The sequence below is a fragment of the Acinetobacter sp. YH12070 genome, from assembly GCF_013419625.1.
In the GTDB taxonomy this organism is placed as follows: Bacteria; Pseudomonadota; Gammaproteobacteria; order Pseudomonadales; family Moraxellaceae; genus Acinetobacter; species Acinetobacter amyesii.
Genome location: NZ_VOZT01000031.1, coordinates 1 through 16,482 on the forward strand (window position 1 = coordinate 1; position 16,482 = coordinate 16,482).

Here is a 16,482-nt window from a genome sequence, read left to right on the forward strand (position 1 = left end):
ATTTTGATTATCATCTTAAAGAAACAGAATGGCGTTGGATGAGGGAGCCTAATGAGCTAGCAACAGAGTTGTGGGACCTCATTAGGTAAAACTAAGTGCAAATCTGCTAGTCTAGAGCCTTAACATTTAACCCATAAGCATCTCGTAACTTGTCATAGCCTTTTCCTCAAATTCAGACTATAAAGAACTCATAAAATAAAAAGACCCCACTTTTCAGGATGAATGATGACGAGAACCACTCAATTCTCAGGCATATTTATACTTGCCCTGCTGGCAGCAATTGTCGCGACATTTTGCGATGCGATTCATGTCTATACCCAAACGCTTAATTATCCCAACCCATTATTTTTCCATCAGGCTTGGTGGGTATTCCCCGGCTTTTTTATTGCCTTTGCTTTCATGGCATATAGCTATATTCAACTTACGCAACGACTTAAACACAATGTGATGACTCAGCTCAGTTGCCATCATGACGGCACTGCGCCACTCGTCGAGAGCCTAATACTATTTACCATCGTCTATATACTCAGCGGATTTGGCAATTTTCATCCAGAAGCACTTTGTTGGATTTTTTACCTGAGCTTTTTTATTCGCTGGCTATTTAGCTATGAGCGTACATGGCTACTGATATTAGCCATCATGCTTGCCATTGGCGGTATGTTCTTTGAAGGACTATTAGCTGAGTTTGCTTTAGTGAAATATCGCCATGAAGATATTTACAATGTGCCGTATTGGCTGGGTGGCGTATATATGCATGGCGCATTTGCCTTACGTGCAGGCATGCGTCGTTTTGTTTACCGTTAATTTTTTAAATTTGGAAGATTTAGACATAAAAAAAGACCACTCAATCGGAGTGGTCTTTTTTTGAATATGGTGGCTATGACGAGACTTGAACTTGTGACCCCCGCATTATGAGTGCGGTGCTCTAACCAACTGAGCTACATAGCCTTAAACTGTGCGCGCATTATGGAGGGATATTTAAATATCGTCAAGCCCATAATGCGCGTATTTGATCAAAATTTGTTGAAGTGAACCGATAAGCCGGGTTCTGTCGAGGACGATCATTCCTCTAGGCGTACAATCACTCATACGCTCAAGCGACCTACCCGGATCCAGCATGGGCCATGCCTAAAGGATCCCTATTTGGTCTTGCTTCCGGTGGGGTTTACCATGCCATGAACTGTTACCAGTCATGCGGTGCGCTCTTACCGCACCCTTTCACCCTTACCTCCGATTTCGATTGCTCGATACCATAATGAAGGCGGTCTACTCTCTGCTGCACTTTCCGTCGGCTCACACCGCCCAGGCGTTACCTGGCACCTTGCCCTATGAAGCCCGGACTTTCCTCCCCTGCTTTAGTCACGGAGACCTATACACAGCAGCGATCGTCTGGTTCACTTCGGGGCGCATTCTAACAAATCTGACAACTAATTGCTTGATGTTTTTTGAGCAGTTAGTTTTTCGTACTTTTGTTGAAGCTGTTCCTGAGTTTCAGGATGAGCCGGATCCAATGGAATACAATCCACCGGACAGAACAACTGACACTGCGGTTTATCGTGATGCCCAACGCATTCCGTACACAAATCAGGGTTAATCTCATAAATGAGTTCCCCCATGAAAATCGCCTCATTGGGGCATACAGGTTCACAGACATCGCAGTTGATGCATTCATCAGTGATATATAAAGACACTCTACCAACCTTGCTGTTGTTTACGCTTAAAGGCTTCCACAACAGCTTGTGGTACAAACTGAGTGACATCACCATTTAAACGTGCAATTTCACGCACGAGCGTAGATGAAATAAACGAATATTGCTCTGATGGGGTTAAGAACACGGCTTCAAATTTACTGTCCAAACGGCGATTCATATTTGCCAATTGAAATTCATATTCAAAATCTGAAACTGCACGTAAACCACGTAACACGGCTGTTGCTTTTTGCTCGTTAAAGAAGTTGACCAACAGCCCATCAAAACCTACAAACTCAACATTTGACAAATGACTTAAAGACTCTTGCGCTAGTGCAACACGTTCTTCCAGACTAAACACAGGGTTTTTGTGATGTCCAATTGCAATTGCCACGACAACTTCGTCAAACATGCGTGATGCACGTGTCACTAAGTCGATATGACCATTAGTAATTGGATCGAATGTGCCCGGATAAATTACACGAGTTTTAGACATCCAGTTGTACTCTGTTATTTTGTAGATGGGTATTTTAACAAAATCTTGATTTATAGGTGAAGTCAGCTTGTAAATTTAAAAACTTCATCTTATTCAAAGTTCGGGTACAATAGTGCTAAGTTTGGAAGTTTTTGATTATGACGAAAGCAGTAGTTAAAAAAAATAGTAGCAGTACGATTGCCCTCAATAAACGTGCGCGTCACGATTATTTCATTGAAGAAAAATTTGAAGCGGGTCTTTCATTACAAGGCTGGGAAGTCAAATCAATGCGTGCAGGTCGTATGACCATCGTAGAAAGCTATATTACGTTTAAAAATGGCGAAGCATTTTTATTCGGCGCTCAAGTGCAACCTTTACTGAGTGCTTCAACGCATGTGGTGCCTGAAGCGACTCGTACTCGTAAATTATTGCTGAACCGCCGTGAAATTGAAAAACTACAAGGTGCGATTAACCAAAAAGGTTATTCATGTGTGCCTTTGGCATGTTACTGGAAAGGTCCTCATGCCAAACTTGAAATTGCCCTAGTAAAAGGTAAGCAGCTTCACGACAAGCGTGCAACGGAAAAAGACCGTGATTGGCAGCGCGATAAAGCCCGTATTTTTCATAAATAAGTTCATTAAAAAAAACCTCCTTCTTGGAGGTTTTTTTATTTTTAAATTGCAGATTTAGCAGAATTTCAACCCACCAAAACAGTTGGTCCGAACTTCCTGGTTCCCCAAGACTTGATTTTTTAAAGTTAAATTGGCCGCACCTGCATTGCTGAGGTTAATTGAACCGACATTTTTATAAATCGGTAAACCAAATGCAGCACCAACAGCAGAACCTAACGGAATATAAATCGGTTCATTGGTTAAAATTTGCGATACTTTTTCTGCAACTTGTGGCAAGACGCCTGAAATATCTACTTCAGATGTTGGATTTAATTTACCAATATTGATCGGGTCTTTAAATGACATCCACCAACCTGTACGTGCAATATCATCTGCATTGGCATCTGGCCAACTGATATCTTGAGATTGAAGCGATAAATAACCGGCTGTGCCATTTAATGGAATGTTATGAATCATATTTAAGGCTTGCTCAAAGGTAATGTTCATTTTCAAACCATCAATTGATGAGCCCGAATCCATAAAGAACTGCGCCCCTTCAACCCATAACAAATTGCGGTCAAGTTTGACCTGCATGCTACCGCTATCTCGATTGAGCTGAATCGATGGCACAGTCGCACTGATATTTTTGGCAATGGCTTGAGTTTGTCGTTTTCCATTAATCGTAATTTCAGGAACGGTAAACGGCACATTCATTGAAGGAATTTTTAATCCTTGACTATTTTCAGGTTGGCTGACAAAGCTACGATCATTGTTCCAAATCGTATTAATCACCAAATTCCCCGATAAAATCTCGCTGCTACTATCACCAAAGAGCGCTGCTTGGGTCTTTGCTGTTCCTGTGGTCGGTGCAATTTTCATATAACCACTCAGTGACTTAATCCCGTCTGTTGACACACCTGTATTTTGAATACCTGTGGTCAATAAACCCGTAATAGATTCAGCACTGACACGAAAGCCTTTAACTTCGCGTAAAGCGGCTTGTTTAGGGTTTTTAATTGCAAATTCAATAAATGGATTTTTTAGTTTGGCACTTGTTGACGCTCGATCACCATTAAAGACGGGATTACCATTGGCATCGGTCAACGTTACATTACCACTCAGCGCTAGATGACGAATATCAATATCACAGCCATTTGACCCATTTACCCCACCACAGCCGAGTTGCAAACTTTTGACATTGACGTTCAAATCCATGACGGCATCTAAACTGAGTTTGTAGAAACCAATATTTTCATCGACCATTTGTTGGTTGACTAAAATAGGGTCGGTATAGGACATATTCATCAATGCCGCACCATTGATGGCAGACAATTCTTCATCGGCTAATCCCACCAAGCCTTCTGCTGCAAAAACAACGTCAGAAACACATAAGGTCAATGCCATTACTATTGTTTAATCTTTTTTAATATTTACCACTCATCCAGAGTGAAATTTATGAGAAGATTAAATCAATAGCTTTGGCGCAAATGAATGGCAATATGTGACGCACATCACATCTTAGTTATACGAAATGCCAATTTTCACAGATTTTAGGCCAATAAAAACCCCAGTAACATTTCCATCACTAGGGTTTTCAAAGATTTATAAATGATAGTTCAAATAATTTATTTACAAATTAATTAACTTTATTTAACAACAACCCCAGATATTCACCAAACCAAATGGCGGTTTCTAAATCGCCCGTAGGTGGAGTGACTTCAACAGGCGCATTATCCGATTGTGTCATCAAACCTAAAAAGCTCGACATCCGATTTAAATCTGTTGTGCTCCGTCCAGTTGGCATCAATGGAAGACCACTCCACAACATGCCGTGCTGCATGGCAAATAAATTAATTTGCTGCAATACTGCCAATTTATCACCACTTAAGCCGCCACCATTGGTAAAACCAGCAGCCAACTTGCCTTGCCATGTCCGTGCTAACCAGCGTTTAGATGATTGCTCCATGAATAATTTCATTGCCGCACTCATACTACCCATATACGTTGGGCAACCAAAGACTATGGCATCTGCGCTGTCCAACACATCCCAATCCACATGTTCTACATTCATGAGATGGACTTTTACACCCGCTTTTTCAGCACCTTGCGTAATATATTGGGCTACTTTAGCAGTATGTCCATATGGACTGTGATAAACAACAGCAAGAGATTTAGCAGTCAAAGACATAACAATTAAAAGTCGATAGATTCAGTCAAGTTTAGCATTTTCACGCCATAAAAACGAATGTTGCCATACGACCTGTTTTTGCTTCTCTACGGTATGAATAATATTGATCCGCTTGGCTGAATGAACATTGGTCTCCACCCAGTACAGTTTTAACACCATGTAATTTAAGTATATAAGTGGCTATAGAATACAGGTCCGCATAGTACTTCCCTGCTTTAACACCTTCTTTAAAAGCTGTCTCTAGTTCAGGATACTTGGAACAAAAGGCCGTCTTAACTTCAGCACCGATCTCAAAACAGTCTTGGCTAATGGCTGCACCCAACCAGGCCACAACAGGCTGACTTTGCATAGCTACAATAGTATTTTCAACAATACCGTGTGCTAAACCTTTCCAACCTGCGTGTAAGTTGGCAACTTCGCTTCCATCCGCATTAACTAATACTATCGGCAAACAATCTGCTGTCATCATCATTAATACGTGGTGCTTACGCTGAGTTGTCATACCATCGCCTTCAGGCGCAGTAAAATACATTTGCTCATTAATCGTATGACAAATGGTACTATGAGTTTGATTCATCCAACTGATTTTATCCACGCCATAGCCTGCAAAGTCTTGAAGCAATTGCATCCGGTGTTTTTGCACACGTGCAGGATTGTCACCAACATGCAAAGCAAGGTTAAACCCTGCTAATTCAGGTACATCTGATGACTGCATTTGCTCATGATGTACACGTGTTTGGCCCACATATACGCCGTGTGGCAGTCCCTGAACAAATTGCATGTTGTCGTCCTTTGTAACTATAGCGAGTAAATCAGTCTTAAGCTTAGTAAGCTTTATTTTCTGTACGGAGCACTTCAACTAAATGATTGAAGTCTTCTGGCCATGGTGCATCAAACATCATGTCTTCACCTGTACGTGGATGAACTAAGCCCAGTTGCACAGCATGCAATGCCTGACGTTTAAAGCCACGCAAAGTGTCGTCAAGTAATTGTGATGCGCCTGCTGGCATACGTACACGTGGCATATAAACGGGATCGCCAACAAGACCATGACCAATATACATCAGATGCACACGAATTTGATGTGTACGACCTGTCTCAAGACGTGCTTGAATACGAGTAAAGTTTTGGAAACGTTCTTTCACATTATAGTGAGTCACTGCTTCTTTACCGCCTGGTAACACCGCCATTTTTACGCGATCAACCGGATGACGTTTAATTGGCTCATCAATCGTGCCACCTGCAATAATATTGCCGTACACTACAAGATCATAAACGCGATAAACAGACTTTTTCGCAAGCTGCTTACTCAATGAAAATTGTGACTCTAAGTTTTTAGCTACAACAAGTAGACCTGATGTATCCTTATCAATACGATGAACTAAGCCCGCACGTGTAAGTTCAGCCGATTTTGGATAATGATGCAAAATTGCATTCACTAACGTTCCACTACTATTACCTGCACCCGGATGTACTACCATACCGACAGGTTTATTAATCACCATAATATCGTCATCTTCATAGACAATATTGAGTGGAATATCTTCAGGTAAGCTACGGGTTTGTGCCTCTAACTCGACGTCTAAAGTCAGTAACTCTGTGCCTTCGCATTTGTACTTTGGTTTCACAGTGTTACCATTGACCAACAAATGGCCCTCTTTGAGCCACTGTTTTAGCTTTTCACGAGAAAAATCAGTCCAAACCAGTGCTGAAACCTGATCAATACGTTGTCCTAAATAGCTTTCATCCAATTGAAATTGCAACGATAAACGTGTTGCAGTTGAGTCTGAAGTATGGTTATCTGCATCCTCAGAATCTTCAAGTAAATTGAAATCAGTTTCAGGGAAATTAGAATTGGAAGATTGTGCTTGACTCATTTGCTCATTCAGACAAAAGTGGTTTAATAGTTCAATTGTAGCTCATTGCCCGTATTAACAGAGGAATTTTTATGTCGCTACCAAAATATAAAATGACAATGCTTGCTCTAACAATAGGCATTGCATCGGCAATGGTAGGCTGTAGCAGTAATCCAAAGAAAGAAGTGGTCGACACAGGTCCACAATCAAGCGAACAGATTTATATCGAAAAAGCACAAAAAGCGCTTGAACGTAACCAATATACAGATGCAGCAAAACACCTTGAAGCTCTAGAGACCTATTACCCTACAGGTAACTATGCGCAGCAAGCACAACTTGAACTATTGTATGTAAAGTTTCAGCAAAAAGACTATGAAGGTGCGATTGCACTTGCAGACCGTTTTATTCGTATGAACCCACAGCATCCGCAAGTTGATTATGCGTACTACGTGCGTGGTGTTTCAAACATGGAGCAAAACTACAATGGTTTGCTTCGCTATACTTCTTTAAAGCAATCGCATCGTGATGTGAGCTATCTCAAAGTGGCTTATCAAAACTTTGTCGACTTTATCCGTCGCTACCCATCGAGCGAATATGCAGTCGATGCCGCACAACGTATGAAGTTCATCAGTCAAGAATTGGCTGAAAGCGAAATGAATGCGGCACGTTTTAATGTGAAGCGTAAAGCATGGCTAGCTGCTGTTGAACGTTCACTTTGGGTGATCGAACATTATCCTCAAGCACCACAAGTTCCAGAAGCTCTAGCGACTGTAGCCTATGGTTATGACAAACTTGGTGATAAAACCACGTCTCAACAATACATTGACGTGCTTAAACTGAACTATCCAAAACTTGTGAAGTCAGACGGTACGGTCAATATGCGTGCTGCACGTAGTGAAGGCAGCTTCCTTAACCGTGCAACCTTAGGTATTTTCGGTAAAGAAGCACAAACGATGTCTGAGCAAACCTCTGCAGACGCGGTTGAAACTGATGAAGAAAAACGCAGTTTAACCAATCGTTTAAGCTTTGGCTTATTGGATCGTCCTCATAGCGAAAAAACTGAGTCATCAGAATCAGCTGAATAATATAGTCGCAACGAAGGTCGATTTTTCACAAAGGGCAAGTTAGAATACTTGCCCTTTTATCTTTTCAGGATCTACAGATTCGGTTAGATTAAAAGGTATACAATAGTTCGATGGACGATGCTGTACTGCATTCCCACTGAACTTACAGCATTGCTGATTTCAACATATTTCACGAACTGCCCAAATTCAATAGATAGACAGATAAAACAGCATGGCCATTCCTCAACATACAATTGATCAAATTTTAGATCGCACCGATATTGTCGATGTGATTGGTCAATTTGTGAAATTGAAAAAGACTGGACGCACCTACTCAGGATGCTGCCCATTCCATCAAGAAAAATCGCCATCTTTCCATGTCTATCGTGATAAACAATATTTTCACTGCTTTGGTTGTCAGGCCAATGGTAATGCCATCCGTTTTTTAATGGATATTGGTAGCCGTAACTTCATCGAAGTAATGAAGGATTTATCTAGCCAAACGGGTATTGAACTACCGAAAGACAATAACGATTCCAATAAACTCAAATATAAACGCGAATCTAAACCCAAACCTGTACAAAAACCTGCAATCGAAGCAAAAGCTCTGCCACCCAAAACAGGCGAAACCGACACAAATCCTGCTGCAGTAAATTTCGAACACGACCCATTTGCTGAGTTTCAAAATAACGAAGATGCCTTTTATGGGAACGATCCGTTTGCTCACTTTGACCAAGTTACCAATGGATTTGAAGATGTACTGCAAGACGGAAACTTATATGACTTGCTGGAAAATGTCGCACAGTTTTATGAGCAACAACTTCCGCTCAGTCCAATTGGGCAAGCTTATTTTAAACAACGGGGTCTCAGTGCAGACACCATCGCCTATTGGCGCTTAGGCTATGCTCCTGAAGATTGGCAACATCTGGAAAAAGCCTTTCCACAAGATATCGAAGGACTCAAACTTCTCGGTTTGATTCGCACCAGTGATAGTGGTCGTGACTTTGACCTACTGCGCGAGCGGGTGATTTTCCCGATTCGAGATGCGAAAGGTCGTGTGGTCGGTTTTGGTGGTCGTGCCCTAAATGATGAAATCAAACCGAAGTACATCAACTCCCCTGACTCTGAAGTTTTCCATAAAAACCAGTTACTTTATGGTTTATACGAAGGCCGTAAACAAAAAGCCCAAGATTGGTTAATGGTCGAAGGTTATATGGATGTGATTGCCCTACAGCAATATGGCATTCATGGCGCTGTAGCGACTTTAGGGACAGCCAGTAATACTGAACATTTAAACATTTTATTTAAGCAAAATAGCCGTATTACTATTGCATTTGATGGTGATGCCGCAGGTCAAAAAGCAGCTCGTCGTACGCTCGAAATTGCACTGCCATTACTGAATGATGGACGTGAACTTAAATTCTTTGTTTTGCCAAATGACCACGACCCAGATTCACTGATCCGCCGTGAAGGTATTGAAAATTTTCGACGTTTACTGGACACCTCACCGCTACTTTCTGAGTTTGTTTTTGCACATTTAACGCAAAATCATAATGTTGCTTCGCCTGAAGGTAAAAGTCAGGTGATGGGTGAACTCAGACAACTGACTGAACTGTTGCCGAAAGGTGGTTCATATCGTTATTTGCTACAGCAATATTTCCGTGAAAAATTAGGGTTTAGCCGAAAGTGGCAGCCTCAAGTCAATAATGATGCATCATTGAGCTTTAGTACAAAAATTGATGCCGAAGAATATGTGATTGCGATTTTAATCAATCATCCTTATCTCTACATTCATTTTGAGCCTTTACGCGCCTTAGTTTCACAAGATCTCTTGCTTTATCACGTTTTAAATATTTTCAATGTGATTTTTGATGAATTGCCTGATGACCCAGAGTTATCGACCTATTATGTACTCGGTGCATGTGCAGCGCATCATCATGAATTACAACATATTTTAGAGCATGCCAATATCAGTGACTATACGTCATCACCTGAACAGGCAGATAAACTTGCAGCAGATTTATCGACAAAATTGCAATATCAATTCTTACAACTCAAGATCAAGTCGAATAAGTTTTCTAGCCTTGCTGAAATGCGTAATTTAAAACAACGTATTTATGATATTGATAAAAAAAGATCGCTCACCCTCCTTGAAGATTAAGTTTTAACTTCAAGTTCAAGCTGTGAACAACATACTATTCAATGAATCAGCTTATTTATTTCTTTGGTTTACGGCGATTTTCAGCAACATTGACTAAATCTTGTTCTAACATTTCAAAATAAGCAGGGTCTTCCGCCATCGCTGCATTGCGCAGCACGATAGAGGTCGGATGCAATAGCTTTTGGGTTAAACGATGCGACATTTCTTGCATAATCTTCGCAGCATCTTCACCCTTTTGTAGACGATTCAGCGCCAAAGTCAGTTCTTCTTGACGTAATGACTCACCATGTTCACGGTATGCATGAATCGTCGAACCAGCCAAATTCACTTTTTGCTGTGTGATTAAATCTGTCGCAAGCTGATTGACCATCACTTCGGCTTCAACTGCCGCCTGACGACGCTGAGCCAAATTTTCTTCAATGACAGTTTGCAGGTCATCGACACCATATAAATAAACGCCATCTAGACTTTCAACTTTGGCTTCAATATCTCGTGGTACAGCCAAATCAACCAATAGCATTTGTTTATAACGACGTTTTTTCAGTGCTGCTTTGACATCCGCAAAATAAATCACTTGATGCAAGCTTCCGGTACAACTTGAAATTACATCTGCACGATGTAAATTGTCTGCCAAATCTGCAAAATCAATAATTTCAACTTCTACACGATGAGCAATCTCTTGCGATAAAGCTTCGGCACGGGCACGTGTACGGTTACAGATAATAATTCTGCCCACACCCATTTCGGCCAAATGCTTTGCAACCAAGCTATTCATTTCACCAGCAGCAACAATCATCACCGTCAATTTTTCAGGCTGACTAAAGACCTGTAAAGCGAGCTGAGCAACAGCATAGCCCATCGACACCGCATGACTTCCAACGGCTGTTTCAGAACGCACACGTTTTGCCGCATAAAAGGCATATTCAAAAATACGGTTTAAATTTGGGGAAACGGTTTCGGCATCTTTGGCTAAGGACAAAGCCGTTTTGACTTGACCTAAAATTTGAGGCTCACCAAGCATGAGCGAATCCAAGCCGCTAGCCACACGCATGAGGTGTGTCACCGCTTGTGCATTTTCATAACGATACACATGATTTGACAATTGCTTTACATCGATACCATTTGATTGGGCGAGCCAATTCAATACCACGTCTGCATTTTCAGACATCGCATAGACTTCGGTACGATTACATGTAGACACCACCACCATGTCATTGAGTTCAGGCGTATGGCTTTGCTGTTCAAGCAGTGCAGTTAACTTTTCAGGGTTAAATGCAATCTGTTCACGCAGCTCTACAGAAGCGGTTTGATGGTTGACACCCAATGCAAAGAAAGACATATCAGATCATCATTTCGCTAAATTTATGCTATTGTGCAACATCGGTGTCATAAAAAGCATTACTTGGATCAAGAAAAATTGCGTCTAACAAATAGCCGACTGAACGGCCAGACAATAAAGCAGTATTCTACCACATTCTTACTTGTCGGTAGCATGGCTTCTACTGCCCCAATTCGGGCCGTGGGAGAAGTTTACCATGCAAATTCAGGATATGATGCAATTAAACAAAGTATGATTGCGGAATTTGCCTTAGCCTATAACGACATTCCAACCGCGCTTCATAACTACACCGTGCTTGCAATCAAAAGTAAATCCACCATGGTCAAACAACGTGCTTTAAACGTTGCAATTGAGCAAAATGATCTACAAGCAGCTTTAGACATTGCCACACATTGGGTCGTCCAAGAACCTGAAGATGTCCCGGCATTATTTTATTTATCACATATTGCCCTGAAAGCCCATGAATATGAGCTTGCCGCAGAAACACTTGATAAAATTTTAACCATTGACCCGAATGCAGATTTAGAACAAATTTTGGCGGGTATTTCCCCTGAGTCAGAGGAAGATCGTGCTTATCTGATCCAAGCACTGACCGCCAGCAAAGAAAAAACCAATCCCTCTATTTTGGTCTTAGTCGCAGGTTTACAAGCTCAAAATGGTGCCTTTGCTGATGCCTTAGACACCATTAATTTAGCACTAAAAAAACGCCCGAAAGTGACTGGCTATATCTTAATGAAAGCCAATTTACTTATGTCATTAGGTGATGAAGAAGAAACCTTAAAATGGTTCGAAAAATCCAGCCGTAAACACCGCAACAATATGGAAGTTCGCTTAGCAGAAGCAAAATATTTAATTAAAATCAATCAGTCAGAATTAGGTCTAGAAAAACTCGAAGATATACTAAAGAAATGGCCATCTGCTGAAGAACCGCTATTTATGGCAGGTTTGACCAGTATTGACTTAGAGCTTTATGAAAAAGCCGAAAAGTATTTGGTGGAGTTACGTTATTCGAGCAAATACCAAAATGAAGCGTATTACTATCTCGCAGTAAATGCTGAACGCAAACAGCATTATGAAACGGCAAAAGCCTATTATCGCCTTGTAGATGGCAGCCTTTATACGGTTTCACGGCGCAATATGATCAGCATTTTTAGCCGGCAAAATAAGCTGCATGATGCGCTGCGTTTTTTAACCCAAGAGCGGGTTAATTATCCTCAACATGCCAGTTTTTTATATCTTGCTCAGGCAGATATTTTAAAACGCATGAACAATAAAAAAGCAGCAGTTCGTTTGCTTGATGAAGCGGTAAAAAACTTGCCCGAAGATCCTGAGCTCATTTATGCCGAAGTTCTACTGCTCGACGCCCATCAAGATAAAGATAGACTCGACCAATTACTAAAACAATTACTTGAAATTGAACCCAATAGCCCGACCTATTTAAATGCATATGCCTATACCTTGGCGGTACAAAATAGACGCTTAGATGAAGCCCGAAAATACGTCGAACATGCCTTAGAATATGCTCCTGAGCAAGCCTCAATTTTAGATACGTTCGGTTATATTTGTTATTTGCAAAATGATTTTAGTACATCTGCATCTGTTTTGGCCAAAGCGTATGAACTGAGTAATAGTTTAAAAATTGGCATTCGCTACGCACGATCAGTCTTCATGCAAGGTGATATGAATAAGTTTGACGCGTTGTTACAACAACTCCAACAAAAACATCCGAATGATCCGCAATTAGAGCAACTACATTCGTTATTGTTACCCCAACCCATGAAAAAGAGTTAGAAAGACTTTATGCAAGTATCTTCAAAATTTGGGGTATCTGCCCTGACCTGCTGCGCTTTATTTTTTACCGGTTGTCAGCAATATGTTAAAACACCCGCTCAACCTAGCCCTGAAGAGGTCGCTGCAAATCAATTCAACTTACAAGGTAAGATTGGTGTGCGCACGCCACAACAGTCAGGAAGTGCTTTTTTTACTTGGGTTCAAGACCGCAATGAATATGATATCGAACTGAGTGGCATATTAGGTGTTGGAAAAACTCAAATCAACGGTAAACCCGGTCAAGTTCAACTCAATAGTGCAAAAACCGGTTTGATTGAAGCAGCAACACCAGAAGAATTACTCGAACGTGCTACCGGTTGGCAAGCTCCCATTACCCACCTTGTCGACTGGGTACAGGCGCGCCCTGCAACCACGCAAGCAAAAATTCAACGCGATACTGCGCAGCGCCCACAACAGATTATTGAAGATGGTTGGACGGTTGACCTGAGTTATAATGAAACTGCAACGGTACCGAACAAGTTAATTTTAAAACAAGCACTTGAATCCGGTCAGGAAAACCGTATTACAATGGTGATTCAAAATCGTTAATTTGCCTAAAAGCTGAGCTATGACTTCTGTGATTCGTGTACCTTCTCCTGCAAAACTCAATTTGTTTTTGCACATTACTGGCCGACGTCCGAATGGATATCACGAATTACAAACGATTTTTCAGCTCATCGATTTATCGGATTGGATGGAATTTCACCCACTTGCAAATTCAGCTGATGAAGATTTTATTCAAATTGAGGGCTTAAACAGCGTCAATCTAGAGCAAAATTTAATTTATCGTGCTGCTCAAATACTCAAACCGTTTGCTAAAGCACTGACTGCACAAAAAATCCACATTGAAAAAAATATTCCCATGGGTGCAGGGCTCGGTGGTGGTTCATCCAATGCAGCCACCACCCTAATCGTGCTCAATCAACTATGGAAATGCGGTCTAAATACTGAACACCTTGCAGAGCTCGGCTTACAACTTGGGGCAGATGTTCCCGTGTTTGTACATGGTCTAAATGCATGGGCAGAAGGCATCGGTGAACACTTAACATTCATAGATTTAGCTCAAAAACAGTACATTGTGTTAAAACCTGACTGTTTTATCAGCACTCAACTGCTTTTTTCACAAAAAACGTTGACAAGAGACTCAAAGCCCACTAAATTTTGCGGCTATCAGGAAACACCATCTGATTTTGGAAATAACTTTGAGCCTGTGGCACGAAGCTTATATCCCGAAGTCGATGAAGCAATGCAGTACTTAGATCAGTTCGGTGGAGCAAAGCTTACAGGTACAGGTGCTTGTGTATTTACTGAAGTAACTGAAAATATGAATATTGATGACATATTGAAAAATGCACCATGTAAATCTTACTTGGTTCGCAGTTTACAAGAATCACCATTACGTCATTTTGAAGTTTGATATAGGGGCGTCGCCAAGTGGTAAGGCACCGGGTTTTGATCTCGGCATCCGTTGGTTCGAATCCAGCCGCCCCTGCCATCATTTTTCACCTGTAGATGTAATTGCTGTAAAGTATTAGGGGCGTCGCCAAGTGGTAAGGCACCGGGTTTTGATCTCGGCATCCGTTGGTTCGAATCCAGCCGCCCCTGCCATTTACTTTATTCGCTATTTCATCAATTTAGGGGCGTCGCCAAGTGGTAAGGCACCGGGTTTTGATCTCGGCATCCGTTGGTTCGAATCCAGCCGCCCCTGCCATTAACTTCAAAAAAGACAGAGCATAATTTGCAGTATCTTTGTTGTTTCAACTTGACAAAATACCGCAAAAATATTAAAGTTCTGCCGCATTAGGGGCGTCGCCAAGTGGTAAGGCACCGGGTTTTGATCTCGGCATCCGTTGGTTCGAATCCAGCCGCCCCTGCCATCTAATTCCCTAATTTGCCAACCGCCAAGGGTGCTTCATGCCCAATCTTGTCGTTTTTAGTGGATCTGCACATCCACAATTCGCCCAAAAAGTCGTTAGCCACCTTCACATCCCTCTAGGTGCTGCATCTGTAGGTCAATTTTCTGACGGTGAAATCGCTGTCGAAATTACTGAAAATGTTCGTGGTAAAGACGTATTCATCGTACAACCAACTTGTGCCCCAACTAACGATAACCTTATGGAAATCTTAGTTATGGCTGATGCTTTGCGTCGTGCAAGTGCTGGTCGTATCACTGCTGTCATTCCTTACTTTGGTTATGCTCGTCAAGATCGTCGTCCACGTTCAAGCCGTGTGCCAATTACAGCAAAAGTTGTTGCAGATATGCTCACAACTGTTGGTATTGACCGCGTTGTCATGATCGACCTTCATGCTGACCAAATCCAAGGTTTCTTCGATATTCCTGTAGACAACATCTACGGTACTCCTGCACTTTTAGCAGATCTTCGTCAACAGTCACACGACAACTTAATGGTTGTTTCTCCTGACGTTGGTGGTGTAGTACGTGCGCGTGCTGTAGCTAAGCAAATGGGTGATATCGATCTTGCGATCATCGACAAACGCCGTCAAAAAGCGAATGAATCTCAAGTAATGCACTTGATCGGTGACGTTAAAGGCCGTGACTGTGTCATCGTTGATGATATGGTGGATACAGCAGGTACATTGTGTAAAGCTGCTGACGCACTAAAAACTTTTGGTGCTCGCAAAGTTGTTGCTTACGCAACTCACCCTGTACTTTCTGGTAAAGCTTTAGAAAACTTGAAAAACTCTGTGATTGACGAATTGGTTGTAACAGACACCATTCCGCTTTCAGAAGAAGCTCAAGCTCTTGGTAAGATTCGCCAAGTTTCAGTTGCAAGTATGGTTGCTGAAACAATTCGTCGTATTAACAACGAAGAATCTATTAGCGCAATGTTCGATTCTTATCTATAATATAGCGCTAAATTTAAAAGCCCTACCTTTTGGTGGGGCTTTCTATCACTAGACTGGTCGAAGGTCTAGTCAATTAAACTTAAATAGGAATGTCTATCATGGCAAACTTCGTATTAAATGCAGTAGCACGTGAAGAAGCAGTACAAGGGAAAGGTTCGAGCCGCCGCCTTCGTCTTCAAAATAAAGTACCAGCAATCATCTACGGTGGTGCAGCTGAACCTGTAGCAGTTACTTTGGAACTTCGCGAACTTGTTAAAGCTTTAGAAAACAACGCATTCTTTGAAGAAGTTGTTGAAATCAACATTGACGGTAAAGCTGAAAGCGTTAAAATCCAAGCTTTACAACGTCACCCAGCTAAAAACACTCCTATGCACGCTGACTTCAAACGCGCATAAGTGTTAA

The 16,482-nt window shown here is 41.6% G+C and carries 16 protein-coding genes, 5 tRNA genes, 1 other RNA gene and 1 pseudogene; 14 read left to right on the forward strand and 9 right to left on the reverse strand.

The features are described from left to right. Both FTU17_RS10295 and FTU17_RS10300 read left to right on the forward strand, forming a co-directional pair. Nucleotides 1-89 (forward strand): annotated as a pseudogene (locus tag FTU17_RS10295) (IS1595 family transposase); the annotation flags it as partial. A 136-nt stretch (nucleotides 90-225) separates the two neighbouring features. Next, complete coding sequence (locus tag FTU17_RS10300) at nucleotides 226-804, forward strand: hypothetical protein (RefSeq protein ID WP_180039564.1); 579 nt, start codon at nucleotides 226-228, stop codon at nucleotides 802-804. A gap of 67 nt (nucleotides 805-871) precedes the next feature. Here FTU17_RS10300 and FTU17_RS10305 read toward each other — a convergent pair. The 4 genes from FTU17_RS10305 to coaD form a co-directional block, all read right to left on the reverse strand. Next, nucleotides 872-948 (reverse strand) — tRNA-Met (locus tag FTU17_RS10305). Nucleotides 949-1,021: 73 nt separating this feature from the next. Beyond that, nucleotides 1,022-1,401: RNase P RNA component class A (gene rnpB, locus FTU17_RS10310), an RNA gene on the reverse strand. 26 nt (nucleotides 1,402-1,427) lie between these two features. After that, on the reverse strand, nucleotides 1,428-1,691 hold the full coding sequence (locus tag FTU17_RS10315; protein WP_078191349.1) for a YfhL family 4Fe-4S dicluster ferredoxin: 264 nt from the start codon (nucleotides 1,689-1,691) through the stop codon (nucleotides 1,428-1,430). A 1-nt stretch (nucleotide 1,692) separates the two neighbouring features. Continuing rightward, nucleotides 1,693-2,184 carry a pantetheine-phosphate adenylyltransferase gene (gene coaD / locus FTU17_RS10320; RefSeq protein ID WP_078191350.1) on the reverse strand — a complete coding sequence of 164 codons (492 nt, stop codon included), beginning with the start codon at nucleotides 2,182-2,184 and terminating at the stop codon, nucleotides 1,693-1,695. A gap of 137 nt (nucleotides 2,185-2,321) precedes the next feature. On the opposite strand from coaD, the gene smpB reads away from it, so the two are divergent. Beyond that, nucleotides 2,322-2,795 carry an SsrA-binding protein SmpB gene (gene smpB, locus FTU17_RS10325; protein ID WP_078191351.1) on the forward strand — a complete coding sequence of 158 codons (474 nt, stop codon included), beginning with the start codon at nucleotides 2,322-2,324 and terminating at the stop codon, nucleotides 2,793-2,795. 54 nt (nucleotides 2,796-2,849) lie between these two features. On the opposite strand, the gene FTU17_RS10330 is transcribed toward smpB, so the two are convergent. From FTU17_RS10330 to rluD, 4 genes are all read right to left on the reverse strand, one after another. Continuing rightward, a complete protein-coding gene (locus tag FTU17_RS10330) occupies nucleotides 2,850-4,178 on the reverse strand; it encodes a hypothetical protein (RefSeq protein WP_180135376.1) in 1,329 nt (442 codons plus the stop codon). 232 nt (nucleotides 4,179-4,410) lie between these two features. Further along, nucleotides 4,411-4,962 (reverse strand): flavodoxin family protein, encoded by a 552-nt coding sequence (locus tag FTU17_RS10335; RefSeq protein ID WP_180135378.1) that lies wholly within the window; start codon nucleotides 4,960-4,962, stop codon nucleotides 4,411-4,413. Between the two features lie 40 nt (nucleotides 4,963-5,002). Beyond that, entirely contained in the window at nucleotides 5,003-5,743 is a 741-nt protein-coding gene (pgeF, locus tag FTU17_RS10340) for a peptidoglycan editing factor PgeF (RefSeq protein ID WP_067764269.1), read from the reverse strand. A gap of 43 nt (nucleotides 5,744-5,786) precedes the next feature. Beyond that, entirely contained in the window at nucleotides 5,787-6,839 is a 1,053-nt protein-coding gene (gene rluD / locus FTU17_RS10345) for a 23S rRNA pseudouridine(1911/1915/1917) synthase RluD (protein WP_180135380.1), read from the reverse strand. Nucleotides 6,840-6,910: 71 nt separating this feature from the next. Here rluD and FTU17_RS10350 point away from each other — a divergent pair, with 71 nt between their 5' ends. Together FTU17_RS10350 and FTU17_RS10355 are read left to right on the forward strand one after the other, a co-directional pair. Continuing rightward, a complete protein-coding gene (locus FTU17_RS10350; RefSeq protein WP_180113748.1) occupies nucleotides 6,911-7,903 on the forward strand; it encodes an outer membrane protein assembly factor BamD in 993 nt (330 codons plus the stop codon). Between the two features lie 211 nt (nucleotides 7,904-8,114). Next, a complete protein-coding gene (locus tag FTU17_RS10355) occupies nucleotides 8,115-10,043 on the forward strand; it encodes a DNA primase (RefSeq protein WP_180135382.1) in 1,929 nt (642 codons plus the stop codon). Between the two features lie 55 nt (nucleotides 10,044-10,098). Here FTU17_RS10355 and hemA read toward each other — a convergent pair whose 3' ends face one another. Then, a complete protein-coding gene (gene hemA / locus FTU17_RS10360; protein WP_180135384.1) occupies nucleotides 10,099-11,382 on the reverse strand; it encodes a glutamyl-tRNA reductase in 1,284 nt (427 codons plus the stop codon). A 78-nt stretch (nucleotides 11,383-11,460) separates the two neighbouring features. Here hemA and FTU17_RS10365 point away from each other — a divergent pair, with 78 nt between their 5' ends. The 9 genes from FTU17_RS10365 to rplY all read left to right on the forward strand — a co-directional run bounded on the left by FTU17_RS10365 (nucleotide 11,461) and on the right by rplY (nucleotide 16,475). Next, a complete protein-coding gene (locus FTU17_RS10365) occupies nucleotides 11,461-13,173 on the forward strand; it encodes a hypothetical protein (RefSeq protein WP_180135386.1) in 1,713 nt (570 codons plus the stop codon). Nucleotides 13,174-13,182: 9 nt separating this feature from the next. After that, complete coding sequence (gene lolB, locus FTU17_RS10370; RefSeq protein WP_180135388.1) at nucleotides 13,183-13,761, forward strand: lipoprotein insertase outer membrane protein LolB; 579 nt, start codon at nucleotides 13,183-13,185, stop codon at nucleotides 13,759-13,761. 28 nt (nucleotides 13,762-13,789) lie between these two features. Beyond that, complete coding sequence (gene ispE, locus FTU17_RS10375) at nucleotides 13,790-14,629, forward strand: 4-(cytidine 5'-diphospho)-2-C-methyl-D-erythritol kinase (RefSeq protein WP_180135428.1); 840 nt, start codon at nucleotides 13,790-13,792, stop codon at nucleotides 14,627-14,629. Nucleotides 14,630-14,632: 3 nt separating this feature from the next. Beyond that, nucleotides 14,633-14,707: transfer RNA gene (locus tag FTU17_RS10380), tRNA-Gln, on the forward strand. Between the two features lie 38 nt (nucleotides 14,708-14,745). After that, nucleotides 14,746-14,820, forward strand: a tRNA-Gln gene (locus FTU17_RS10385). A 28-nt stretch (nucleotides 14,821-14,848) separates the two neighbouring features. Beyond that, nucleotides 14,849-14,923 (forward strand) — tRNA-Gln (locus FTU17_RS10390). A gap of 91 nt (nucleotides 14,924-15,014) precedes the next feature. Next, nucleotides 15,015-15,089 (forward strand) — tRNA-Gln (locus FTU17_RS10395). A 37-nt stretch (nucleotides 15,090-15,126) separates the two neighbouring features. Continuing rightward, complete coding sequence (locus tag FTU17_RS10400) at nucleotides 15,127-16,080, forward strand: ribose-phosphate pyrophosphokinase (protein ID WP_078191360.1); 954 nt, start codon at nucleotides 15,127-15,129, stop codon at nucleotides 16,078-16,080. A gap of 98 nt (nucleotides 16,081-16,178) precedes the next feature. Continuing rightward, the gene (gene rplY, locus FTU17_RS10405; RefSeq protein ID WP_078192179.1) at nucleotides 16,179-16,475 is read left to right on the forward strand and encodes a 50S ribosomal protein L25; all 297 of its coding nucleotides are present in this window, start codon (nucleotides 16,179-16,181) and stop codon (nucleotides 16,473-16,475) included. Nucleotides 16,476-16,482: the final 7 nt, after the last annotated feature.